This is a genomic window from Mycobacterium sp. 1274761.0, from assembly GCF_001668615.1.
Taxonomy (GTDB): domain Bacteria; phylum Actinomycetota; class Actinomycetes; order Mycobacteriales; family Mycobacteriaceae; genus Mycobacterium.
Genome location: NZ_LZMC01000094.1, coordinates 1 through 24,123 on the forward strand (window position 1 = coordinate 1; position 24,123 = coordinate 24,123).

The 24,123-nt window shown below is 65.5% G+C and carries 24 protein-coding genes and 1 pseudogene; 23 read left to right on the forward strand and 2 right to left on the reverse strand.

Features of this window, described 5'->3' with window-relative positions; all coding sequences use genetic code 11:
- The 5 genes and pseudogenes from A5651_RS19720 to rho form a co-directional block, all read left to right on the forward strand.
- Positions 1-550 (forward strand): annotated as a pseudogene (locus A5651_RS19720) (diaminopimelate decarboxylase); the annotation flags it as partial.
- A gap of 9 nt (positions 551-559) precedes the next feature.
- Positions 560-1,879, forward strand: a complete 1,320-nt coding sequence (locus A5651_RS19725) for a homoserine dehydrogenase (protein WP_066984766.1) — start codon at positions 560-562, stop codon at positions 1,877-1,879.
- Complete coding sequence (thrC, locus tag A5651_RS19730; protein WP_066984774.1) at positions 1,876-2,958, forward strand: threonine synthase; 1,083 nt, start codon at positions 1,876-1,878, stop codon at positions 2,956-2,958. The genes A5651_RS19725 and thrC overlap by 4 nt, the downstream gene beginning before the upstream one ends.
- Positions 2,959-2,968: 10 nt before the next feature.
- The gene (gene thrB / locus A5651_RS19735; protein ID WP_066984777.1) at positions 2,969-3,913 is read left to right on the forward strand and encodes a homoserine kinase; all 945 of its coding nucleotides are present in this window, start codon (positions 2,969-2,971) and stop codon (positions 3,911-3,913) included.
- Between the two features lie 274 nt (positions 3,914-4,187).
- Positions 4,188-6,080 carry a transcription termination factor Rho gene (rho, locus tag A5651_RS19740; protein WP_082943867.1) on the forward strand — a complete coding sequence of 631 codons (1,893 nt, stop codon included), beginning with the start codon at positions 4,188-4,190 and terminating at the stop codon, positions 6,078-6,080.
- Between the two features lie 54 nt (positions 6,081-6,134).
- On the opposite strand, the gene A5651_RS19745 is transcribed toward rho, so the two are convergent.
- The gene (locus A5651_RS19745) at positions 6,135-6,740 is read right to left on the reverse strand and encodes a TetR/AcrR family transcriptional regulator (RefSeq protein ID WP_066984779.1); all 606 of its coding nucleotides are present in this window, start codon (positions 6,738-6,740) and stop codon (positions 6,135-6,137) included.
- A 139-nt stretch (positions 6,741-6,879) separates the two neighbouring features.
- On the opposite strand from A5651_RS19745, the gene fadD1 reads away from it, so the two are divergent.
- The 17 genes from fadD1 to A5651_RS19830 all read left to right on the forward strand — a co-directional run bounded on the left by fadD1 (position 6,880) and on the right by A5651_RS19830 (position 22,010).
- Positions 6,880-8,463 carry a fatty-acid--CoA ligase FadD1 gene (gene fadD1 / locus A5651_RS19750; protein WP_066984781.1) on the forward strand — a complete coding sequence of 528 codons (1,584 nt, stop codon included), beginning with the start codon at positions 6,880-6,882 and terminating at the stop codon, positions 8,461-8,463.
- Positions 8,460-9,065, forward strand: coding sequence for a maleylpyruvate isomerase family mycothiol-dependent enzyme (locus A5651_RS19755; RefSeq protein WP_066984784.1), 606 nt, complete (start codon positions 8,460-8,462; stop codon positions 9,063-9,065). The genes fadD1 and A5651_RS19755 overlap by 4 nt, the downstream gene beginning before the upstream one ends.
- A gap of 121 nt (positions 9,066-9,186) precedes the next feature.
- The gene (rpmE, locus tag A5651_RS19760; protein ID WP_066984787.1) at positions 9,187-9,408 is read left to right on the forward strand and encodes a 50S ribosomal protein L31; all 222 of its coding nucleotides are present in this window, start codon (positions 9,187-9,189) and stop codon (positions 9,406-9,408) included.
- 75 nt (positions 9,409-9,483) lie between these two features.
- A complete protein-coding gene (prfA, locus tag A5651_RS19765; RefSeq protein ID WP_066984790.1) occupies positions 9,484-10,587 on the forward strand; it encodes a peptide chain release factor 1 in 1,104 nt (367 codons plus the stop codon).
- On the forward strand, positions 10,584-11,447 hold the full coding sequence (gene prmC, locus A5651_RS19770) for a peptide chain release factor N(5)-glutamine methyltransferase (RefSeq protein WP_066984792.1): 864 nt from the start codon (positions 10,584-10,586) through the stop codon (positions 11,445-11,447). The genes prfA and prmC overlap by 4 nt, the downstream gene beginning before the upstream one ends.
- Entirely contained in the window at positions 11,440-12,099 is a 660-nt protein-coding gene (locus A5651_RS19775) for an L-threonylcarbamoyladenylate synthase (RefSeq protein WP_066984794.1), read from the forward strand. The genes prmC and A5651_RS19775 overlap by 8 nt, the downstream gene beginning before the upstream one ends.
- Positions 12,100-12,118: 19 nt before the next feature.
- Complete coding sequence (locus A5651_RS19780) at positions 12,119-13,342, forward strand: glycosyltransferase family 4 protein (RefSeq protein ID WP_082943868.1); 1,224 nt, start codon at positions 12,119-12,121, stop codon at positions 13,340-13,342.
- A gap of 237 nt (positions 13,343-13,579) precedes the next feature.
- Positions 13,580-14,020, forward strand: a complete 441-nt coding sequence (locus A5651_RS19785; protein ID WP_066984797.1) for an ATP synthase subunit I — start codon at positions 13,580-13,582, stop codon at positions 14,018-14,020.
- Entirely contained in the window at positions 14,017-14,775 is a 759-nt protein-coding gene (gene atpB / locus A5651_RS19790) for a F0F1 ATP synthase subunit A (RefSeq protein WP_066984800.1), read from the forward strand. The genes A5651_RS19785 and atpB overlap by 4 nt, the downstream gene beginning before the upstream one ends.
- Before the next feature lie 61 nt (positions 14,776-14,836).
- Positions 14,837-15,082 (forward strand): F0F1 ATP synthase subunit C, encoded by a 246-nt coding sequence (locus A5651_RS19795; RefSeq protein ID WP_066984807.1) that lies wholly within the window; start codon positions 14,837-14,839, stop codon positions 15,080-15,082.
- Between the two features lie 12 nt (positions 15,083-15,094).
- Positions 15,095-15,628, forward strand: a complete 534-nt coding sequence (locus A5651_RS19800; protein ID WP_066984809.1) for a F0F1 ATP synthase subunit B — start codon at positions 15,095-15,097, stop codon at positions 15,626-15,628.
- Positions 15,629-15,632: 4 nt separating this feature from the next.
- Positions 15,633-16,964 (forward strand): F0F1 ATP synthase subunit B/delta, encoded by a 1,332-nt coding sequence (locus A5651_RS19805; RefSeq protein ID WP_066984812.1) that lies wholly within the window; start codon positions 15,633-15,635, stop codon positions 16,962-16,964.
- A 43-nt stretch (positions 16,965-17,007) separates the two neighbouring features.
- Positions 17,008-18,654 carry a F0F1 ATP synthase subunit alpha gene (gene atpA, locus A5651_RS19810; RefSeq protein WP_066984815.1) on the forward strand — a complete coding sequence of 549 codons (1,647 nt, stop codon included), beginning with the start codon at positions 17,008-17,010 and terminating at the stop codon, positions 18,652-18,654.
- Between the two features lie 12 nt (positions 18,655-18,666).
- Positions 18,667-19,593 (forward strand): F0F1 ATP synthase subunit gamma, encoded by a 927-nt coding sequence (locus A5651_RS19815; protein ID WP_066984817.1) that lies wholly within the window; start codon positions 18,667-18,669, stop codon positions 19,591-19,593.
- Positions 19,594-19,615: 22 nt separating this feature from the next.
- The gene (gene atpD, locus A5651_RS19820) at positions 19,616-21,187 is read left to right on the forward strand and encodes a F0F1 ATP synthase subunit beta (RefSeq protein ID WP_066984820.1); all 1,572 of its coding nucleotides are present in this window, start codon (positions 19,616-19,618) and stop codon (positions 21,185-21,187) included.
- Positions 21,188-21,189: 2 nt separating this feature from the next.
- Positions 21,190-21,555 carry a F0F1 ATP synthase subunit epsilon gene (locus A5651_RS19825; RefSeq protein ID WP_066984823.1) on the forward strand — a complete coding sequence of 122 codons (366 nt, stop codon included), beginning with the start codon at positions 21,190-21,192 and terminating at the stop codon, positions 21,553-21,555.
- 8 nt (positions 21,556-21,563) lie between these two features.
- Positions 21,564-22,010 (forward strand): DUF2550 domain-containing protein, encoded by a 447-nt coding sequence (locus A5651_RS19830; RefSeq protein ID WP_066984826.1) that lies wholly within the window; start codon positions 21,564-21,566, stop codon positions 22,008-22,010.
- Here A5651_RS19830 and A5651_RS19835 read toward each other — a convergent pair.
- Entirely contained in the window at positions 22,007-22,585 is a 579-nt protein-coding gene (locus A5651_RS19835) for a cob(I)yrinic acid a,c-diamide adenosyltransferase (protein WP_066984829.1), read from the reverse strand. The two genes, A5651_RS19830 and A5651_RS19835, sit on opposite strands and share 4 nt — an antisense overlap.
- 69 nt (positions 22,586-22,654) lie before the next feature.
- On the opposite strand from A5651_RS19835, the gene murA reads away from it, so the two are divergent.
- Entirely contained in the window at positions 22,655-23,908 is a 1,254-nt protein-coding gene (gene murA / locus A5651_RS19840; RefSeq protein WP_066984833.1) for a UDP-N-acetylglucosamine 1-carboxyvinyltransferase, read from the forward strand.
- Positions 23,909-24,123: the final 215 nt, after the last annotated feature.

Below are 24,123 nucleotides of genomic sequence, written 5' to 3' on the forward strand. Positions count from 1 at the left end.
CCAGGATGACCCGCCGCCGGTCGAGGATCTGGCCGCCAAGCTCGGCGCCATCGTGGCCAACGAGTCGGCCGCCGTCGGCCTGCCCACCCCGCGCCTGGTGGTCGAGCCGGGACGCGCCATCGCGGGACCCGGCACGATCACCCTGTACCGGGTGGGCACCGTCAAGGACGTGGCGGTCAGCCCCACCGCTCACCGCCGCTACGTCAGCGTCGACGGCGGCATGAGCGACAACATCAGGACCTCGCTCTATGGAGCCGAATACGATGTGCGCTTGATTTCGCGAAGCAGCACAGCAGCGCCGACGCTGGGCCGTGTCGTCGGAAAGCACTGCGAAAGCGGGGATATCGTGGTGCGCGATGCCTGGGTCTCCGACGACATCCAGCCGGGTGACCTGCTGGGTGTCGCGGCCACGGGCGCGTACTGCTACTCGATGTCGAGCCGCTACAACCTGATCGGCCGTCCCGCAGTGGTGGCGGTGCGCGGCGGGGGGGCACGCCTGATCCTGCGTCGGGAGACGGTTGACGATCTGCTCAGTCTGGAAGTGAGGTAGGGGGAAGTCATGAACCAAAAACCGGTAGGCGTCGCGGTATTGGGACTGGGCAACGTCGGCAGCGAGGTTGTGCGCATCATCGAGGAGGATGCGGCAGACCTGGCCGCGCGCATCGGCGCACCGCTGGAGCTGCGCGGTGTCGGCGTCCGCCGGGTTGCCGCCGACCGGGGCGTACCGATCGACATGCTCACCAACGACATCGAGGAACTGGTCTCCCGTGATGACGTCGACATCGTCGTCGAACTGATGGGTCCTGTTGAACCGGCGCGCAAGGCGATCCTGTCGGCACTGGAGAAGGGCAGATCCGTCGTCACCGCGAACAAGGCGCTGATGGCGCAGTCGACCGGCGAGTTGGCCCAGGCCGCTGAGCACGCCCACGTCGACCTATATTTCGAGGCCGCCGTCGCTGGAGCGATCCCGGTGATCCGTCCGCTGACCCAGTCGCTGGCAGGCGACACGGTGCTGCGAGTGGCCGGCATCGTCAACGGCACGACGAACTACATCCTCTCCGAGATGGCCAGCACCGGTGCGGATTACGACTCGGCTCTGGCCGATGCGAGCGCGCTCGGTTATGCAGAGGCCGACCCGACCGCCGATGTGGAGGGTTACGACGCCGCGGCGAAGGCCGCGATTTTAGCGTCCATCGCGTTCCACACCCGGGTGACCGCCGACGACGTCTACCGCGAGGGCATCACCAAGGTGACGTCGGACGACTTTGTGATCGCACGCGCGCTCGGATGCACCATCAAACTTCTGTCCATCTGTGAACGCTTGACCAATGACGAGGGACAGCAACGGATCTCAGCCCGGGTCTATCCGGCGCTGGTGCCGTTGAACCATCCTCTGGCGGCCGTCAACGGTGCGTTCAACGCGGTCGTCGTCGAGGCTGAAGCGGCCGGCCGGCTGATGTTCTACGGGCAGGGAGCCGGCGGAGCCCCCACCGCCTCGGCGGTGATGGGAGACCTGGTGATGGCGGCGCGCAACCGCGTGCAGGGCGGCCGCGGCCCCCGCGAGTCCAAGTACGCCAAACTGCCGATCTCACCCATCGGGTTCATCCCCACCCGCTACTACGTCAGCATGAACGTCGCCGACCGTCCCGGCGTATTGGCTTCGGTGGCAGCCGAATTCGGCAAGCGCGAAGTGAGCATCGCCGAGGTCCGCCAGGAGGGTGTGGTCGACGAAGGTGGTCAGCGTTGTGGTGCGCGAATCGTGGTGGTCACTCACGAGGCCACCGACGCGGCGTTGTCAGAGACCGTGACCGCACTCGGCGACCTCGACGTCGTACAGGAAGTGACGAGCGTGCTCCGACTCGAAGGAACCAGCGAATGAGTTCCACCCGCGCAGCCGTGCACACGCCGTGGCCCGGGCTGATCGCTGCGTACCGCGATCGGCTCCCGGTCGAGGACACGTGGACGCCGATCACGCTCCTGGAAGGCGGCACGCCGCTGATCCATGCCAAGCGGCTGTCCGAACGAACCGGCTGCACAGTGCATTTGAAGGTGGAAGGCCTCAACCCGACAGGGTCGTTCAAGGACCGCGGGATGACCGTGGCCGTCACCGAATCGGTGGCCCGCGGCCAGGAGGCCGTGCTGTGCGCGTCCACCGGAAATACCTCGGCGTCGGCCGCCGCCTACGCCGCGCGTGCGGGCATCACCTGCGCGGTCCTGATCCCGCAGGGCAAGATCGCAATGGGCAAGCTCGCGCAGGCCGTCATGCACGGCGCCAAGATCCTGCAGATCGACGGGAACTTCGACGACTGCCTGGAGCTGGCGCGCAAGCTCGCCACCGACTATCCGGCGATCGCGCTGGTGAACTCCGTCAACCCATACCGCATCGAGGGACAGAAGACCGCGGCCTTCGAGATCGTCGACGCGCTGGGCACCGCCCCCGACGTACACGCCCTGCCTGTCGGCAACGCGGGCAATATCACGGCCTACTGGAAGGGCTACACCGAATACCACCGGGACGGGTTGTCCGACCGCCTGCCGCGGATGCTCGGAACGCAGGCGGCCGGCGCCGCGCCGCTGGTGCTGGGCGAGCCGGTCAAGAACCCGGAGACCATCGCCACCGCCATCCGCATCGGTGCGCCCGCATCCTGGACCGGCGCAGTCCAGGCGCAGCAGCAGTCCGGCGGACGCTTCCTGGCCGCCACCGACGAGGAGATCCTCGAGGCCTACCACCTGATCGCGGCCAGCGAGGGCGTGTTCGTCGAGCCCGCATCGGCGGCCAGCGTCGCCGGCCTGCTCAAGTCCGTCGAAGATGGCTGGGTGGCCAAGGGGTCGATGGTGGTGTGCACGGTGACCGGCAACGGCCTTAAGGATCCCGACACCGCCCTGAAGGGCATGCCGACGGTGACACCGGTCCCGGTGGACGCCGGCGTCGTGGTCGCAGAGCTCGGACTGGGCTGACGGAGAATCCGTGACACACACACTGCCAGCGGGACTGACAGCGACCAGTGTCGTCGCGGCGTCGAGTGCCAACCTCGGTCCAGGGTTCGACAGTCTCGGTCTGGCGTTAAGCCTGTATGACGAAATCCACGTCGAAACAACCGAATCCGGTCTCACCGTCGACGTCGACGGTGAAGGCGCCGGACAGGTGCCACTGGATTCCACACACCTCGTGGTACGGGCGATACAGCACGGCCTGCGGGCTGTCGGCGCCACCGTTGCCGGCCTGAATGTCAGCTGCCGCAACAGCATTCCGCAATCACGCGGGCTCGGCTCGTCTGCTGCCGCGGTGGTTGGCGGGCTTGCGGCGGTCAACGGCCTTGTCACCCAGGCTGGTCTGACCCCGATGTCTGAAGCGGAGCTGGTTCAGCGAGCATCGGAATTCGAGGGCCATCCCGACAACGCTGCGGCGGCGGTGATGGGCGGCGGGGTGGTGTCGTGGTCGTCGACCGGGGCGGCCGGTCCGCGCTACGCGGCCGCCCCGCTGCGGATCCATCGCGACATCCACCTGTTCCCGGCCATCCCCGAGCAGCGGTCGCTGACCGCCGAGACGCGCGTGCTGCTGCCCAGGTCCGTCAGCCACTCCGACGCCCGGTTCAACGTGAGTAGGGCAGCGCTGCTGGTCGTGGCCCTGACCGAGCGGCCGGATCTGCTGATGGAAGCCACCGAGGACGTGCTGCACCAGCCGCACCGGGCGAACGCGATGCGGACGTCGGCGGAATATCTGCACCTGCTGCGGCGTTGTGGCATTGCAGCGGTGCTATCGGGGGCTGGACCTGCGGTTATCGGCTTGAGCACTCAGGCGGAGTTGCCCGCAGAAGCCTTGGAATTCGGCGCCGCGAATGGATACACCGTCCGCGAGATGTCCGTAGGCGAAGGCGTGAGATGGACCTCAGGCGTTCCCGTTCGGAGTTGACAACTGTCTCATTCGGCACAGCGTGTTTCTTGCTTCCGGTTACGAAGCGGGTTATTCTCGCAGTCGTCCAGCAATCGCAAGGCTTTCACCTGCGCCGACACTAGGACAACTACTCACTTTTTGGACTTCCACTCGTGGACTGACGGTTCGCGATAATGCCGCGAATCCCGGCCATCACCGTTGCAGCTGCGACGGTGGAGCTTCGCAGCCGGCCATTTGGCTGGGTGCAACGAACCCTCTGTGACGTGATCACCGGGGGAAGGAAAGGAAATCCGTGACTGAAACGGACCTCGTCACGGCTGAGGGCAGCCCCGATCAGGCCGAGCTGCCGAACACCGTGAATTCGAACGACTCATCTCCTGCGGCCGCTGACGCGCCGAGCACCACCGCGCCGGCAACAGATCCAGCGCCCAAAGCCGACGTCACCACCGACGCCTCGACTGGCTCGCTGTCGACCATGGTGCTGCCCGAGCTGCGCGCCCTGGCCAACTCGGTGGGCGTCAAGGGTGCCTCCGGTATGCGCAAGAGCGAACTCATCGCCGCGATCCGCGAGAGCCGCGGCGAGTCGGTCGGCAATGCCACCGATACGGCGAAGGCAGACAAGCGCGATAAGGACGGCGGGAAGGCCGGTGACGGCGCGGCGCAGAACGGCACGGCCGATACCGACACCGAGCAGCCCCAGCAGCGTCGTGAGCGGCGCGGCGCCTCTCGCGGTGCCGGAGCCCCCGGCGAGAAGGACGACCAGGACTCCAAGCAGGACGCCAAGGACGGCGCGCCCGCAGACAAGTCCGACAAGGCCGACAAGAACAAGAACCAGCAGGACACCAAGCCCGACACCAAGCAGGACGGTGGGGACCAGCAGGGCGGCGACCAGAACAACCAGAATCGCGGCTCGAACGCCGATGACGACGGTGACGGTCGGCAGGGCCGCCGCGGTCGGCGCTTCCGCGATCGCAGGCGCCGCGGTGAACGCGGCGGTGGCGACGGCGGCGGCGACACGGAACTGCGCGAAGACGACGTTGTTCAGCCCGTCGCGGGCATTCTCGACGTGCTCGACAACTACGCGTTCGTCCGCACTTCGGGTTACCTCGCAGGACCCAACGACGTCTACGTGTCGATGAACATGGTGCGCAAAAACGGCCTGCGCCGCGGCGACGCCATCACCGGTGCCGTGCGCTTGCCCAAGGATGGCGAGCAACCCAACCAGCGGCAGAAGTTCAACCCGCTGGTGCGCATCGACTCCGTCAACGGCGGACCGGTCGACGACGCCAAGAAACGCCCCGAGTTCGGCAAACTGACCCCGCTCTACCCGAACCAGCGGCTGCGCCTGGAAACCACCTCCGAGAAGCTCACCACTCGCGTCATCGACCTGATCATGCCGATCGGCAAGGGACAGCGCGCCCTGATCGTGTCGCCGCCGAAGGCCGGTAAGACCACGATCCTTCAGGACATCGCCAACGCGATCACCAAGAACAACCCGGAATGCCACCTCATGGTCGTCCTCGTCGACGAACGGCCCGAGGAGGTCACTGACATGCAGCGCTCGGTGAAGGGCGAGGTCATCGCCTCTACCTTCGACCGTCCGCCGTCCGATCACACCCAGGCCGCCGAGCTGGCCATCGAGCGGGCCAAGCGCCTGGTCGAGCAGGGCAAGGACGTCGTCGTACTGCTCGACTCGATCACCCGTCTGGGCCGCGCGTACAACAACGCGTCGCCGGCCTCGGGCCGCATCCTGTCCGGCGGTGTCGACTCCACGGCCCTGTATCCGCCCAAGCGGTTCCTCGGCGCGGCCCGCAACATCGAAAACGGCGGATCGCTGACGATCATCGCCACCGCGATGGTGGAGACCGGCTCGACCGGTGACACGGTGATCTTCGAGGAGTTCAAGGGCACCGGCAACGCCGAGCTCAAGCTCGACCGCAAGATCTCCGAGCGGCGCGTGTTCCCGGCCGTCGACGTCAACCCGTCGGGCACCCGCAAGGACGAGCTGCTGCTCTCGCCGGACGAGTTCGCGATCGTGCACAAGCTGCGTCGGGTGCTGTCGGGCCTCGACTCGCATCAGGCGATCGACCTGCTGATGAGCCAGCTGCGCAAGACCAAGAACAACTACGAGTTCCTGGTGCAGGTCTCCAAGACCGCCCCGGGCTCGATGGACGACGCCGACTAACCGCGATTTCGGCGTGCTGAGTTGCGCTCAGCGCAACCAGGCACGCCCGAACCCCTACGACGCCGGATCGGCTCGCAGGCCCGGCATCACATAGCGCCGGATGAACCTGCCCACCTGGGCCTCGTCGTTGGGGTCCAGGGTGTCGCCCGGCACCGTCGCCAACGAGATGAGCACCCGTGCCGTCCACTCGGACGCCTCCGCGATGTCGGCCTTCGCATGTACCTCACCGCGGTCCTGCGCGGCGAGCAGATACGGTCGCCAGAACTCGGCCAGATCCGGCACTAGACCCTGCACGCCTGCGCCGGCGCACGCGGCGAACTCCTCGGGTTCCTCGATGCGTAGCCGCATCAGCACCGAGCCCGGGTCGTCGTAGGCGGTGCGCGCGTTGACGACGCCGGCGGCCATCTGCGCGTCGAGGGTGTCGAAGCGCTCCAGCATGGCGTGCGCCTCCGACCAGTAGGCCTCGTTGAGGCGGACGATCGCCGCCCCCAGCAACGCCACCTTGTCCGGGAAGTGCCGATACAGCCAGCCGCGCGACACCTGTGCCACCTCGGCGACCTCCGATACGGTGGTGGACCGAATTCCTTTGGCGCGCAGGCAGACTTCGGCCGCATCGATCAATCGATCGCGAACGCTTTTGGCGGCCGTGCTGCTCGTCACCCGGTGTTCTCCTCGTCATTCCGTCGCGCAGGCGGGCGCGATCAGAGCATTCTGTCAACTGGCAGGCGGATACTACCGGTCAGGCCGGAGATGGTAGACAAATTCGCAATTCTGTTTACTCAGCGACCAGAGGTGAGCCATGGCGGACACACTCCAGCAGTTGTTGCGTGAGCGGTCCAGTCAAGACACCCCCGCGGTGAAATACGGCGACCGCACGTGGACATGGCGCGAACACGTCGCCGAGGCGCAGACACAGGCCGCCGCCCTGATCAACATCGCCGACCCCGGGCGGCCCCTCCATATCGGGGTACTGCTGGCCAACGGCCCCGACATGGTGACCGCCATGGCCGCCGCCGCGCTGGGCGGCTATGTGTTGTGCTGCATCAACAACACCCGCAGGGGAGAGGCGCTGGCGCGCGACATCGCACTCGTCGACTGCCAGCTTTTGATTACCGATTCCGTCCACCGCCCTCTGGTCGACGGCCTCGACCTGCCCGGTGTCCGCGTGCTGGACACCTCGAGCGACGAGTGGGCGGCGTTGATCTCGACACCGCGGCAGCTGACGCCGCACCGCGAGGTCGGTCCTGACGATACGTTCGTCATGATCTTCACCTCGGGGACGAGCGGCGACCCCAAGGCCGTACAGGTACAGCACATGATGCCGATATTCTCGGGAAGCGCGCTCGCGCAACGCTATTCGGTTACGGCATCCGACGTCTGCTATGTCTCGATGCCGCTGTTTCACTCCAACTCCATCTACGCGGGCTGGGGGGTGGCGGTCGTGTCGGGCGCCGCGATGGTGCCCGCCGTCTTCTCCACGTCGCGGTTCCTCGACGACGTCCGTCGCTACCGTGTCACGTTCATGAACTACGTTGGCAAGCCGCTTGCCTACCTTCTGTCCACCCCCGAGCGGCCTGACGACGGCGACAACCCGTTGCGGGTGGCCTTCGGCAACGAGGCCAGCGACCGCGATATCGCCGAATTCTCCCGCCGCTTCGACTGCACTGTGTGGGACGGATTCGGGTCGACCGAGAACGCCGTCATCATCACCCGCGAGGACGGGTGTCCGCCGGGCTCGCTGGGCAAGGGCTTTCCCGGTGTGGCCATATACGACCCAGAGACGCTGCTGGAGTGCGAGGTGGCCCGGTTCGACGACAGCGGCGATCTGCTCAACCGCGACGCCGCCGTGGGAGAGCTGGTGAACACCACCGGCGGTGGGCTTTTCCGCGGCTACTACAAGGACTCCGGCGCCACCGATCACCGGCTGCGCCACGGTATGTACTGGTCGGGCGATCTGGCGTACCGCGACGCCGACGGCTGGATCTACTTCGCGGGCCGCACCGCCGACTGGATGCGGGTCGACGGCGAGAACCTGGCGGCCGCGCCGATCGAGCGAGTGTTGATCCGGCTGCCCGAGATCAGCCGCGTCGCGGTGTATCCGGTGCCTGACGAGTCCGTCGGTGACCAGGTGATGGCCGCCGTGGTGCTGCGCGACGAGGCGACATTGAGGCCGGAGGCCTTCCAGGAGTTCCTCGCCGCCCAGCCCGACCTGTCGCCGAAGGCGTGGCCGCGTTATGTCTGGATCGCCGACGATTTGCCCTCGACGGCGACCAACAAGATCCTCAAGCGCGAGCTGGTCTCCTACGGCACGACACCCCCGGGCGGCGTGCTGTGGAAACGCGACGGGTCTCGATACGAGCGAGTCGGCGGTACGGGTCGATGAGCCCGCACAGCGCCGCCGACGACGCGCAGATCTGGGTCTACATCGACGAACAGCGCGCCGATCTCGCCGACTACCTCGACACGCTGACCCCCGACCAGTGGCAGACGCCCTCTCTATGCGAGGGCTGGACGGTGCGCGACGTGGCCGCCCACATCACCCACTCGGCGACGAACTGGGGGCGCATCGCCCTCGAGGGTCTGCGCTCAGGTTTCCAATTCAACAGGGCAGTCATGCGTATGGCACAGAAAGATCACAGGACACCTGACGAAATCACCGCCGCCCTGCGGGCCATGGTCGGCGGCCGCCGCAAACCACCCGGCACCGCGGTGGCCGACCCGTTGATGGACGTGCTCGTCCACGGCCAGGACATCGCCGTCCCACTGGGCATCGAGCGCCCCATGCCCATTCCGGCCGCAGTGGTCGCCGCCGAGCGGGTGTGGTCGATGGGATTTCCGTTCAATGCGCGAAAACGCTTTTCCAACGTCAGATTCACCGCGACCGACGCCGATTTCCACGTCGGCGACGGTGACGACGTGCGCGGGCCCATCCGCGACATCCTCATGACGCTGACGCGGCGTCCGTCCGGATTGCCCGTGGAATAGCGGCCCTCGTCGGCGCGTTTAGGATGCTGGCGGTTGACCTGGCATAATGGGCCGCTGACCTTCGGTTCCGGTTCACGCTCGACTGTGGGCGACCCGGCGACCAACGAATGAAGAGGACACCATGAAATCGGGTATTCACCCTGACTACGTCGAGACGACGGTGCACTGCGGCTGCGGCGCGACGTTCACCACCCGCAGCACCAAGAAGAGCGGACAGATCCACGTCGAGGTCTGCTCGCAGTGCCATCCCTTCTACACAGGCAAGCAGAAGATTCTCGACAGCGGCGGCCGCGTGGCCCGCTTCGAGAAGCGCTACGGCAAGCGCAAGGCCGCAGACAAGTAGCTTCACAATCGACGCCCGCTCTGTCGCATCCGCGCAGGCCGGGCGTCGGTTTGCGTTACGGGGAAGGAGTGCGACATGACAGACGGCGGCGCTCGCGCTGAATCCCCGGCTCAGCCGGGGGGAGCAATCGACGCCATCCTGTCCGAGCACGCCGACCTCGAACGGCAGCTGTCCGATCCCGATCTGCACTCCGATGCGGCCAAGGCGCGCAAGGTCGGCAGACGGTTCGCGCAGCTGGCACCGATCGTGGCGACCTACCGCAAGCTGGAGGCCGCCCGCGGTGACCTTGAAGCCGCCCGTGAGCTGGCGGCCGACGACGAATCGTTCGCGTCCGAGGTCGACGAGCTCACCAAGACCGTCGAGGAGCTCGACACCCACCTGACCGACCTCCTGGCCCCGCGCGATCCGCACGATGCCGACGACATCGTGCTCGAGGTGAAGTCCGGCGAAGGCGGTGAGGAGTCGGCGCTGTTCGCCGCCGACCTGGCCCGGATGTACATCCGATACGCCGAACGGCACGGGTGGACGGTGACCATGCTCGACGAGACGACCTCCGATCTCGGCGGCTACAAAGACGCCACGCTGTCGATCAGGAGCAAGGGCGATTCAGCCGACGGGGTCTGGTCGCGGCTGAAGTTCGAAGGCGGCGTGCACCGCGTGCAGCGGGTGCCGGTCACCGAGTCGCAGGGCCGCGTGCACACCTCGGCGGCGGGCGTGCTGGTCTATCCCGAGCCAGAAGAGGTCGAAGAAGTCCAGATCGACGAATCCGATCTGCGCATCGACGTCTACCGGTCATCAGGCAAGGGCGGTCAGGGCGTCAACACCACCGACTCGGCCGTGCGCATCACGCACCTGCCCACCGGCATCGTCGTGACGTGTCAGAACGAACGCAGCCAGCTGCAGAACAAGATTCGCGCCATGCAGGTGCTCGCCGCCCGGCTGCAGGCGCTGGCCGAGGAACAGGCCCAGGCCGACGCGTCGGCCGACCGTGCAAGCCAGATCCGCACCGTCGACCGCAGCGAACGCATCCGAACGTACAACTTTCCGGAGAACCGCATCGCCGACCACAGGATCAACTTCAAGGCCCACAACCTCGACCAGGTACTTGACGGCGATCTGGACGCGTTGTTCGACGCGTTGGCCGCCGCTGACAAGCAGGCACGGTTGCAGCAGGCATGACGAAGACGACGACGCAGTTGCGACGCGAGATCGAGCTGGCGACAGCCGAACTCGCCGAAGCCGGCGTCGCCTCCCCGCGCGCTGATGCCGAGGAGTTGGCCGCCCACGCCGCCGGAACCAGCAGGGGCCGGCTGGCACTTCTCGGCGATGTCGACGACGAATTCCGCGGTCGCTACGCCGACCTGATCGCCGCCCGCTCACGGCGAATCCCGTTGCAGCACATCGTCGGTTCGGCACCGTTGGGTCCGGTGACGGTCGCGGTGGGCCCCGGCGTGTTCATTCCCAGACCGGAGACCGAGGGCCTGCTGGAATGGGCGGCAGCGCAGCCGCTGCCGCCGCAACCGCTGATCGTCGACCTCTGCACCGGCTCGGGGGCGCTGGCGCTGGGCCTGTCGAAGTTCTGGCCCGACGCGCGCGTGGTCGCCGTCGACGACTCTGACGACGCCCTGACCTACGCCCGCCGCAACGTGTCGGGCGCACCGGTGGAGCTCGTGCGCGCCGACGTCACCGACACCGCACTGCTTCCTGAATTGGACGGACGCGTCGATCTACTGGTCGCCAACCCGCCCTACATTCCCGACGGCGCTGACCTGGAACCCGAAGTAACCCAACATGATCCGCCGCACGCATTGTTCGGCGGCCCGGACGGCATGACCGTCATCCATGCGATCGTGAAACTGGCGGGCCGCTGGCTGAAGCCCGGCGCCTGCTGCGCCGTGGAGCATGACGACACCACGTCGACCGCCACCGTCGACGCGTTCGGAGCCGCAGGGCAATTCGTCGGCGTGGCAGCCCACCGCGACCTGGCCGGCCGACCCCGATTCGTCACGGCGACACGCGCGCGAGGGCCGCATGAGTGAACTCTTCGATTGCACCGATGCCGAATCGCGTGCGACTGGAATCGCTTCGGCCGTCAGCGCTGTGAGGGGCGGACGTCTGGTGGTGCTGCCCACCGACACGGTGTACGGCATCGGCGCCGACGCATTCGACAACACCGCGGTGGCTGCGCTGCTGTCGGCCAAGGGCCGTGGCCGCGACATGCCGGTTCCGGTCCTCGTCGGCTCCTGGCACACCATCGAGGGTTTGGTACACACGGTTCCTGAGACGGCGCGCGAGCTGATCCGCGCGTTCTGGCCCGGTGCGCTCAGCCTCGTCGTGCAGCAAGCGCCGTCGCTGCAGTGGGACCTCGGAGACGCCGCAGGCACCGTGATGCTGCGGATGCCGCTGCACCCGGTCGCCATCGAGGTGTTGCGCGAAGTGGGACCGATGGCGGTGTCCAGCGCGAACATCTCCGGGCGGCCCGCGGCGGTCACCGCCGAAGAGGCGCGCAGCCAGCTCGGCGACACCGTCGCGGTCTACCTCGACGCGGGCCCGTCCCAACAGCAGGCCGCCTCCACCATCGTCGATCTCACCGGCGCACATCCGCGCATCCTGCGTCAGGGTCCGGTGACGGCCGAGGCCATCGCTGCGGTGCTCGGCGTCGACGCCGACACCCTCACCCCCGCGAACTGACGGCCGCCCGCTCTCATCGTTGTCCAGTACGGTTCATCCAGTGGTGAGCGATGTGCACAACGTGGCCGGTGGGCTGCTTGCGCTCTCCGATCGAGGCGCGGGCGTGCCGTTGCGCGAGCTGGCGCTGGTCGGCCTCACCGCGGCGATCATCACCTACTTCGCGACGGGCTGGGTTCGTGTGCTCGCCACCCGGGTCGGCGCCGTAGCGGTCCCACGGGAACGCGACGTCCATCTGCAGCCGACGCCGCGGATGGGTGGCCTGGCGATGTACATCGGCGTGCTGGCAGCCGTGCTGCTCGCCTCGCAACTGCCTGCACTCACCCGTGGCTTCGTCTACTCGTCCGGCCTGCCCGCGACGGTCGTGGCGGGTGGGCTGATCATGGCGATCGGATTGATCGACGACAAGTGGGGTCTGGACGCGCTGACCAAGTTCGCCGGTCAGATCACGGCCGCCAGCGTGCTGGTCACGATGGGCGTCGCGTGGAGCGTGCTCTACATCCCGTTCGGTGGCGTCGGCACCATCGTGCTCGACCAGGTGTCGTCGATCCTGCTGACCTTGGCGCTGACGGTCGCGATCGTCAACGCGATGAACTTCGTCGACGGCCTCGACGGCCTGGCCGCGGGCCTGGGTCTGATCACCGCATTGGCCATCACGATCTTCTCGATCGGTCTACTCCGTGACCACGGCGGTGACGTTTTGTTCTACCCGCCAGCGGTGATCTCGGTGGTGCTCGCCGGCGCCTGTCTGGGTTTCCTGCCGCACAACTTCCACCGCGCGCGCATCTTCATGGGCGACTCCGGCTCGATGCTGATCGGCCTGATGCTGGGTGCGGCGTCCACCACTGCGGCCGGTCCGGTCTCGCAGAGCGCCTACGGCGCGCGCGACGTCTTCGCGCTGCTGTCGCCCTTCCTTTTGGTGGTTGCCGTCATGTTCGTGCCGGCGCTGGACATGTTGTTGGCCATTGTGCGGCGCACCCGCGCAGGGCGCAGCCCGTTCAGCCCCGACAAGATGCATCTGCACCACCGGTTGCTGCAGATCGGCCATTCGCACCGGCGCGTGGTGCTGCTGATCTATTTGTGGGTGGGCATCGTCGCGCTCGGCGCCGCAAGCACGATCTTCTTCGATCCCCGCTACACAGGGGCGGTGATGCTGGCGGCCACCGCGGTGGCCATCGTCGCGACGTTGATCCCGCTTCTGAGGCGGGGTGACGACTCCTACGCGAGCGTGTACGACGAAAAGTAGTAGACCCCCGTTTCTGACCGATTCCTGTGTGGTACGGTGCTGGTAGAACCCGAAAAACCTCGCGGGTTGCCGGCCCCCACGCCGTCCGGTACACCACCGATCGGCACGGAAAAACGACCGACAAAGGGAGCTACCCCTTGGGTGATTCCAGCGCGGCCCGCGCACTCCGATACGCTCGGTGCGCCACGCACAGAATCATTGGGTTAGCCCTCGTGACCGCGGGATTGAGGTGACGCCGTGACGACGCCAGCGCAAGACGCGCCGTTGGTGTTTCCGTCCGTAGCTTTCCGGCCCTTCCGTCTGTTCGCAGTGTGCGTAGTGTTCGCCGGCCTGGTGACGGTGGCGGCCGCTCTGCTGGACCATCCGATGGTCGGCGCCTTCTTCGGCGTCGGCCTGGGACTCGGTTTGCTCAACGCGATTCTGGTGCAGCGGTCGGTGGAATCGATCACCGCCGAAGAGCATCCGCTCAAACGCAAGATGGCGCTGAACTCCGCCACCCGGCTGTTGGTGATGACGGTCATCGGGCTGACCATCGCGTTCATCTTCCGACCGCAGGGCCTGGGTGTCGTGTTTGGAATGGCGCTTTTCCAGGTACTGCTGGTGTTTTCTACGGCATTACCGGTTATGAGGAAACTGCGGGCCGGTGCGGCTGTTGAAATCGAAGGGGGCAAGCAGTGACTGAAACGATCCTCGCCGCCGAGTCCGGCATCGAGGTCGGCCACCACGAAGAGGTGCACTGGTTCGGCCTCACCGTCAACTTCGACACGGTGCTGGCAACCCTGATCGCCGCGGCCATCGTGCTCGGGCTCGCATTCTTCTTGCGCGCCAAGGTGACATCGAGCGGCGTCCCCAGCGGCGTCCAATTGTTCTGGGAAGCGATCACCGTCCAGACGCGCAATCAGATCGAGGCCGCGATCGGCATGAAGATCGCGCCGTTCGTGCTGCCCCTGGCTGTCACGCTGTTCGTGTTCATCCTGATCGCCAACTGGCTGTCAGTGCTGCCGTTGCAGTACACCGACTCCAGCGGCAAGATCCACGAGCTGCTGAAGCCTCCGGCGTCCGACATCAACTTCGTGCTGGCGCTCGCGCTGTTCGTGTTCATCTGCTACCACGCGGCGGGCGTCTGGCGCCGCGGCGTGATCGGCCATCCGGTGAAGCTGCTCAAGGGCCACGTCGCCATTCTGGCGCCGATCAACATCGTCGAAGAGCTCGCCAAGCCAATCTCGTTGTCGCTGCGACTCTTCGGCAATATCTTCGCCGGCGGCATCCTGGTCGCACTCATCGCACTGTTCCCGCCATGGATCATGTGGGCGCCCAACGCAATCTGGAAGAGCTTCGACCTGTTCGTCGGCGCCATCCAGGCGTTCATCTTCGCCCTGCTGACGATCTTGTACTTCAGCCAGTCCATGGAGCTCGATGAACACCATGACTAGCACCCATCATGTTCGACCCACGTCCTGGTAGGACCCCTACCAGTTATCAAGGAGGATAGGAATGAATCCACAGATCGCTATGGGCGCGCTCATCGGCGGTGGACTGATCATGGCCGGCGGTGCCATCGGCGCCGGTATCGGCGACGGCATCGCAGGTAACGCCCTGATCGCCGGCATCGCGCGGCAGCCCGAGGCGCAAGGCCGACTGTTCACTCCGTTCTTCATCACGGTGGGTCTGGTCGAGGCGGCCTACTTCATCAACCTGGCTTTCATGGCGCTGTTCGTGTTCGCCACCCCGGTTAAGTAGCAGCCCGCGGTCATGACTGACCTCAGCTTGACGATCCTGGCGGCCGAAGAAGGCGGCGGCGGTGGGGGCGGTCAGAGCAACTTTCTGATCCCCAACGGCACGTTCTTCTTCGTGCTGCTCATCTTCCTGATTGTGCTCGGCGTGATCGCCAAATGGGTGGTGCCACCGATCTCCAAGGTCTTGCGCGAACGCGAAGCCATGGTGCAGAAGACGGCTGAGGACAACCGGCGCGCATCACAACTTCGGGCGGCCGCCGACGAGGACTACCGCAAGGCGATGGCGGCCGCGCGCCGCGACGCGGCGAATGTGCGCGAGGAGGCCCGCGCCGAGGGGCGGAAGATCGTCGACGATACGCGGGCCCGTGCCAACACCGAAGTTTCGTCGGTGCTGCAGCAGGCCACGCAAGAGCTGACGGAGCAGTCGCGAGCGGTCACAGCGGATCTTCAGAACTCCGTGGAGACCTTTGCGGCGCAACTTGCAAGTCGCGTGCTCGGCGTCGAGGTGACTACCCGTACCGTGCCGGCCACAACAGGACAGGGGCGGTAGCCACGTGTCGACCTTCATCGGACAGCTCGTCGGATTCGCGGTCATCGTCTTCCTGGTGTGGAGATATGTTGTGCCGCCGGTCCGCAACATGATGAAGAACCAACAAGAGACCGTCCGTAGGCAGCTGGAAGAGAATTCCGAGGCCGCGAAGAAGGTTGCCGACGCCGACACTGAGCACGCGAAGGCACTGGAAGAGGCCAAGGCCGATGCGGCCAGGCTGATCGAAGAGGCCCGGCACGACGCTGAAAGGATCTCCGAGCAGCTGCGAGCTCAGGCCGACACCGAGCTGGAGCGCATCAAAATCTTGGGTGCGCAACAGGTTCAGATGTTGCGCCAGCAGCTCATCCGCGAGCTTCGGCAGAGCCTCGGGGCGGAGTCGGTGCATCGTGCAGAAGAGATGGTGCGTCAATTCGTCTCCGATCCAGAGGAGCAGTCCGCAACGATCGACCGCTTCCTCGACGAGCTGGATGAGATGGCGCCTTCGAACAAGGTCTTCGAGTCCGCCGTCACATCGAAGCTGCGGGCGGCCAGCCGTGAGTCGGTGGCTGAGATGGTGCGGCAGTTCGACGGAGTGGTGGACGGTCTCGACGCCGGCGAGTTGACCGGTTTGGCCAACGATCTGGCGTCTGCGGTGAAGCTAGTGCGCCGTGAGTCACTTCTGGCAAGGCATCTCGCAGACCCCTCAAGCGAATCAGAGGCGCGCGTTCAACTCGTCGAGCGCCTACTCTCCGGCAAGGTTTCCGACGCCGCCCTTCAGGTGCTCAAAACCGCTTCGTCGCAGCGGTGGTCGTCGACGTCGGACTTGATCTTCGGGCTCGAGCACATCGCCGGTCTGGCATTGCTGGTGCGCGCCGAACGCGAAGACCAGATCGAGGACGTCGAAGACCAGCTGTTCCGGTTCAGCCGCATTCTCGACTCGGAGCCGCGGCTCATCACGCTGCTCAGCGACTACACCACGCCGGTCGATGGCCGAATCGCGTTGCTGAACAAGGTTCTTGGGCGCAAGGCAAGCAAGAACACCGCGGATCTGTTGCGCCAGACCGTCGACCTGCTGCACGGCGATCGCGCTGACGAGACCATCCGTGACCTCGCAAACCTGGCGGTGTCCCGACGTGGCGAGGTCGTTGCGCAAGTGCGTGCTGCAAGCGAGCTCAGCGATGCTCAAAGCCGGCGGCTGACCGAACTGCTGACCCGTATCTATGGTCATCCCGTTTCGATTCAGCTCGATGTCGACCCGGCGCTGATCGGCGGGCTGACCATCGCCGTCGGCGATGAGGTGATCGACGGATCGTTGGCATCAAAGCTGGCGACGGCCGAACGCCGCCTACCCGAGTGACCTCACCACACCACGAACCACACACGATTTAGGAAGACGAACCATGGCAGAGTTGACCATCTCGGCGGACGAGATTCAGGGCGCAATCGAGGAATATGTCGCCGGCTTCGAGGCCGAATCGGCCCGCGAAGAGATCGGCACGGTCATCGACGCGGGCGATGGCATCGCCCACGTGGAGGGCCTCCCGTCGGTGATGACCCAAGAGCTGCTGGAGTTCCCCGGCGGCGTGCTCGGTGTCGCGCTCAACCTCGACGAGCACAGCATCGGCGCGGTGATTCTCGGTGACTTCGAGAACATCGAAGAGGGTCAGCAGGTCAAGCGGACCGGCGACGTGCTTTCCGTACCAGTCGGCGACGGCTTCCTCGGCCGTGTGGTCAACCCGCTGGGTCAGCCGATCGACGGCCAGGGCGAAATCGAGACCGAGGAACGTCGTGCGCTGGAGTTGCAGGCGCCGTCGGTGGTTCAACGGCAAGGCGTCAGCGAGCCGTTGCAGACCGGCATCAAGGCCATCGACTCGCAGACGCCGATCGGGCGCGGCCAGCGTCAGCTGATCATTGGCGACCGCAAGACCGGTAAGACCGCGGTCTGCGTCGATACGATTCTCAACCAGCGGAAGAACTGGGAGACCGGCGACGAGAAGCAGCAGGTGCGCTGCGTCTACGTGGCGATCGGCCAGAAGGGCACCACGATCGCCAGCGTGAAGCACACCCTGGAAGAGGGTGGGGCGATGGAGTACACCACTATCGTCGCCGCGCCCGCGTCTGATTCGGCCGGCTTCAAATGGCTTGCGCCGTATACGGGTTCGTCGATCGCTCAGCACTGGATGTATCAGGGCAAGCATGTGCTGATCGTGTTCGACGACCTCACCAAGCAGGCCGAGGCCTACCGCGCCATTTCGCTGCTGCTGCGCCGTCCCCCCGGCCGGGAGGCGTACCCCGGTGACGTGTTCTACCTGCACTCCCGGCTGCTGGAACGTTGCGCAAAGCTGTCTGACGAGTTGGGTGGTGGCTCCTTGACCGGTCTGCCGGTCATCGAGACGAAGGCCAATGACATCTCGGCCTACATTCCCACCAACGTCATCTCCATCACCGACGGCCAGTGCTTCCTGGAGACCGACCTGTTCAACCAGGGCGTACGCCCGGCGATCAACGTCGGCGCGTCGGTCTCCCGAGTCGGTGGCGCCGCGCAGATCAAGGCGATGAAAGAGGTGGCGGGGTCGCTGCGACTGGATCTGTCGCAGTATCGCGAGCTCGAGTCGTTCGCGGCCTTCGCATCGGACCTCGACGAAGCGTCGAAGAACCAGCTGGACCGCGGTGAGCGGCTGGTCGAGCTGCTCAAGCAGCCGCAGAACAGCCCGATGCCGGTCGAAGATCAGGTGGTCGCCATCTTCCTCGGAACCAGAGGACACCTTGATTCCGTGCCGGTCGCCGACGTCCAGAAGTTCGAGCGCGAGTTTCTCGAGCACGTCAAGTCCTCGCACGAGAACATCCTCGACGAGATCCGGGAAAGCAAGAAGTTCTCCGAGGAGCTGGAAAAGTCGCTGGAGAAGGTGGTCAACGACTTCAAGAAGGGATTCGAGACCAGCGACGGCAGCTCGGTCGTGCCCGACGAGCATGTCGACGCGATGGACGAGGAAGACGTCGAGAAGGAATCAGTGAAGGTTCGCAAGCCCGCACCCAAGAAGAAGTAGGCCGGAGAGCTAATGGCTGCCACACTGCGCGAACTGCGCGGCCGCATCCGCTCCGCCGGGTCGATCAAGAAGATCACCAAGGCCCAGGAGATGATCGCGACCTCGCGAATCGCCAAGGCACAGGCCCGAGTCGAGGCGGCTCGGCCCTACGACCGCGAAATCACCAACATGCTGACCAATTTGGCCGACGCGAGCGCTTTGGACCACCCGCTGCTGGTCGAACGTGAGAACCCGCGCCGGGCGGCTGTGCTCGTGGTGTCGTCGGACCGCGGACTCTGCGGGGCGTACAACGCCAACGTCTTCCGGCGCTCTGAGGAGTTGTTCTCTCTGCTGCGTCAGGAGGGCAAAGAGCCCGTGCTCTACACGGTGGGCCGAAAAGCCCTCGGCTACTACAGCTTCCGCAACTGGGACATCGTCGACTCCTGGACAGGATTCTCCGAGCGGCCCGAGTATGAGAACGCGCAGGAGATCGCCTCGACACTGGTCGATGCCTTCACCGCCGGCATCGACGACGAGGGAGACGACCCCGGCGCCGACAACGTCCTCGGTGTCGACGAACTACACATCGTGTTCAACGAGTTCAAGTCCATGATGTCGCAGGTTGCGGTGGCTCGCCGGATCGCGCCGATGGTGATCGAGTACAGCGAAGAGGACACCGGACCTCAGACGCTGTTCTCATTCGAGCCGGACGCCGAAACCTTGTTCGGTGCACTGCTTCCGCGGTACGTGTCGACCCGTATCTTCGCCGCACTTCTCGAGGCGGCGGCGTCGGAGTCGGCCTCAAGGCGGCGGGCGATGAAGTCGGCCTCGGACAACGCCGACGACCTCATCAAGGACTTGACCCTGATGGCCAACCGCGAACGGCAATCTCAGATCACCCAGGAAATCAGCGAAATCGTCGGTGGTGCTAACGCGCTCGCGGACGCCGCCAAGAAGTAGCCCGTAGGAAGCGAAGAGACGAATGACTGCTGCTATTGACAAGACAGAAAAGAAAACCAACACCGACACCGCTGGCCGTGTCGTCCGCGTCACCGGCCCCGTTGTCGACGTCGAGTTCCCGCGCGGCTCGGTACCCGAACTGTTCAACGCGCTACACGCCGAGATCGACTATAAGGACCTCGCGAAGACGTTGACACTCGAGGTCGCCCAGCACCTCGGCGACAACCTCGTGCGCTGCATCTCGCTGCAGCCCACCGACGGCCTGGTACGTGGCGTCGAAGTGACGGACACGGGCAATTCGATTGCGGTGCCGGTCGGTGACGGCGTCAAGGGCCATGTATTCAACGCGCTCGGCGACTGCCTCGACGATCCGGGCTACGGCAAGGACTTCGAGAAGTGGTCCATTCACCGCAAGCCGCCGGCGTTCGATGAGCTGGAACCCCGCACCGAGATGCTGGAGACCGGCCTGAAGGTCGTCGACCTGCTGACGCCGTATGTCCGCGGCGGCAAGATCGCCCTGTTCGGCGGTGCCGGCGTGGGAAAGACGGTGCTGATCCAGGAGATGATCAACCGCATCGCCCGCAACTTCGGTGGTACTTCGGTGTTCGCCGGCGTGGGGGAGCGCACCCGTGAGGGCAACGACCTGTGGGTCGAGCTCGGCGACGCCGACGTGCTCAAGGACACCGCTCTGGTGTTCGGTCAGATGGACGAGCCGCCCGGCACCCGTATGCGCGTTGCGCTTTCGGCGCTGACGATGGCGGAATACTTCCGCGACGAGCAGGAGCAGGACGTGCTGCTGTTCATCGACAACATCTTCCGCTTCACCCAGGCCGGCTCTGAGGTGTCAACGCTGTTGGGCCGCATGCCTTCTGCCGTGGGTTACCAGCCGACGCTGGCCGACGAGATGGGTGAGCTGCAAGAGCGCATCACCTCGACGCGTGGCCGGTCGATTACCTCGATGCAGGCCGTGTACGTTCCGGCCGACGACTACACCGACCCGGCGCCTGCGACGACGTTTGCGCACCTCGATGCCACCACGGAGCTCAGCCGTTCGGTCTTCTCCAAGGGCATCTTCCCGGCGGTGGACCCCCTGGCCTCGAGTTCGACGATCCTCGACCCCAGTGTCGTCGGCGACGAGCACTATCGCGTGGCGCAGGAGGTCATCCGAATCCTGCAGCGCTACAAGGACCTTCAAGACATCATCGCAATTCTGGGCATCGACGAGCTCGCCGAGGAGGACAAGCAATTGGTGCAGCGCGCTCGTCGCATCGAGCGCTTCCTGTCGCAGAACATGATGGCGGCTGAGCAGTTCACCGGCCAGCCGGGTTCGACGGTTCCGCTGAAGGAGACCATCGAGGCGTTCGACAAGCTGGCGAAGGGCGATTTCGACCATCTGCCTGAGCAGGCGTTCTTCCTCATCGGCGGTCTCGAGGATCTGCAGAAGAAAGCCGAAAGCCTGGGCGCCAAGATGGAAGACGGCGGCGGTGACGGTGCTCCCGCGCCCGACGACGCCAAGAAGGACGACGCCAAGAATGACGACGGCGGCAAGGACGAGTCCGACGGCAAGGGCGACGGCGAAGACAAGAGCGAGTAGAGATGGCTGAACTGGACGTCGACATCGTCGCGGTCGAGCGCGAAATCTGGTCTGGCAAGGCCACTTTCGTGTTCACTCGAACGACGGCAGGCGAGATCGGCATCCTGCCGCGGCACATCCCGCTGGTGGCCCAGCTCGTCGACGACGCCATGGTGCGCGTCGAACGCGAAGGCGAAGAGGACCTGCGCGTCGCGGTCGACGGCGGATTCATGTCGGTGACCGACGAAGGCGTCATTATTCTTGCCGAATCCGCTGAACTCGAATCGGAGATCGACGCCGACGCGGCGAAGCGCGATTCCGAGTCCGACGACGAGGCGACGGCAGCACGGGGTCGTGCCAGGCTGCGCGCAATCGGCCAGATCGACTAGGCCCGCCGATGAGCGCGTCCATGCTGATCATGGTCGCGCTGGTCGGTGTGCTTCTTCTTGTCGTTGTCGCCCTGTGCTATCGACTGTGGAAGCTGCGGCAGGTCGGTGGAACCGCGGCAATCCTGCGTGATTACCCGGCCGTTGGGGGGCAGGGCTGGCGCCACGGGGTGATGCGCTACCGCGGTGGCGAAGCGGGCTTTTATCGGTTGTCCAGCCTGAGGTGGTGGCCGGATCGCCGGCTCAGCCGCAGAGGCCTGGAGATCGTGTCGCGACGGTCGCCGCGCGGCGACGAATTCGACATCATGACCGACGAAATCGTGATCCTCGAGCTGCGCGACACCAGTCCGGAACGCAAGCGCGGCTATGAGGTAGCGCTGGATCGCGGAGCGCTGACGGCGTTTCAGTCGTGGTTGGAGTCGCGGCCGTCACCTCGCGCTCGGCGGCGCACCGCCTAATCCTTTGCGGGACCGCCGGGTTGCCACAAAACGTCGCCGCCTGGATTGGCGACCCTGCAGAGAATGAAGAGCAGATCGGACAGCCGGTTGAGATACTTGGCGGGCAGCACGCTGACGTTGTCGGGATGTTCCTCGATTGCCAGCCACGCCGAGCGTTCGGCGCGGCGCGCGACGGTGCGTGCAACATGCAGCAACGCCGACAGAGGCGTACCGCCAGGCAGCACAAACGAATTCAGTGCAGGCAATGGCTCATTGAACTCGTCACACCACGCCTCCAGCCTGTCTATGTAGCTCTGGGTGATGCGTAGCGGTGGGTATTCGGGATTCTCCACAACGGGAGTCGACAGGTCAGCGCCAGCATCGAAGAGGTCGTTCTGAATCTGCCGCAGTACCTTGAGCATTTGCTCATCTGGGTGTCCCAAGGACACCGCCACGCCGATGGCAGCGTTGGCCTCATCGCAATCGGCGTACGCCGCCAGCCGCGCATCGTTCTTGGAAACCCTGCTGAAGTCGCTCAATCCAGTGGTTCCGTCGTCACCGGTGCGGGTGTAGATGCGGGTCAGGTGTACGGCCATGGGAAAACGGTACCGCCGCGACTCCGCGAGGATTCGGACACCGCCCGCGCCGCTGTTTAAACTGGCCGCGTGAGCGAGCGATTCGTGGTCACCGGTGGAAACCGGTTGTCGGGCGAAGTAGCCGTCGGGGGGGCAAAAAACAGCGTTTTGAAGCTGATGGCGGCGGCGCTATTGGCAGAGGGCACCAGCACCATCACCAACTGTCCGGACATTTTGGACGTACCGCTGATGGCGGAGGTGCTACGGGGGCTCGGGGCCACCGTGGAATTGGACGGCGGAACGGTCCGTATCACGTCGCCGGATGAACCCAAGTACGACGCGGATTTCGCCGCGGTCCGGCAGTTCCGTGCCTCGGTGTGCGTGCTCGGACCGCTGGTCGGTCGCTGCAAGCGGGCCAAGGTGGCGCTGCCGGGCGGCGACGCCATCGGCTCGCGTCCCCTGGACATGCATCAGGCTGGTCTGCGCCAGCTGGGTGCTCGGTGCAACATCGAACACGGCTGTGTGGTTGCCGAAGCGGACCATCTGCGCGGGGCGGAGATCCAGCTCGAGTTCCCGTCGGTCGGTGCCACGGAGAACATATTGATGGCGGCGGTGGTGGCCGAGGGCGTCACCACCATTCGCAACGCCGCGCGGGAACCCGACGTCGTCGACCTGTGCACGATGCTCAACCAGATGGGAGCGCAGATCGAGGGTGCCGGCTCGTCGACCATGACGATCACCGGCGTCGACAGGCTTCACCCCACCGAGCACCGGGTGATCGGCGACCGGATCGTCGCCGCCACCTGGGGAATCGCAGCGGCGATCACGCGAGGCGACATCTCGGTCACGGGCGTGGATCCGCAGCACCTGCAGTTGGTGCTGCACAAGCTGCACGACGCCGGGGCAACCGTCACTCAGACCGATGACGGCTTCCGCGTCGCGCAGTACGAACGGCCCAAGGCCATCAATGTCGCGACCCTGCCCTTCCCGGGATTTCCGACCGACCTGCAGCCGATGGCCATCGCGCTGGCCGCAGTCGCCGACGGCACGTCGATGATCACCGAGAACGTCTTCGAGGCGCGGTTCCGGTTCGTCGAGGAGATGATCCGGCTGGGCGCCGACGCCAGGACCGACGGCCACCACGCCGTGGTCAGGGGACTTCCGCAGCTGTCCAGCGCGCCGGTGTGGTCCTCGGATATCCGGGCCGGCGCTGGGCTGGTGCTGGCGGGGCTGGTCGCCGACGGCGACACCGAGGTTCACGACGTCTTTCACATCGACCGGGGCTATCCGCTGTTCGTGGAGAACCTGGTCAGCCTCGGTGCCGAGGTCGAACGCGTCAGTTAGTCCTTCGGGTCCTGCGGATTTGAGACTGTCGTACGAGAAGGAGTATTCTTTCTCTTGCCCACGGCCCCAGTCCCGGACTGGCGGACGGGGTTTGACGTCTCTGCCACTGTCGAGTACAGTGGCAGGGTTGCCTGTAAGCGGGTGTGTTGTTTGAGAACTCAATAGTGTGTTTGGTGGTTTTTGTTTGTTGTTTTTGTTTGGCCACATTCTTGGCG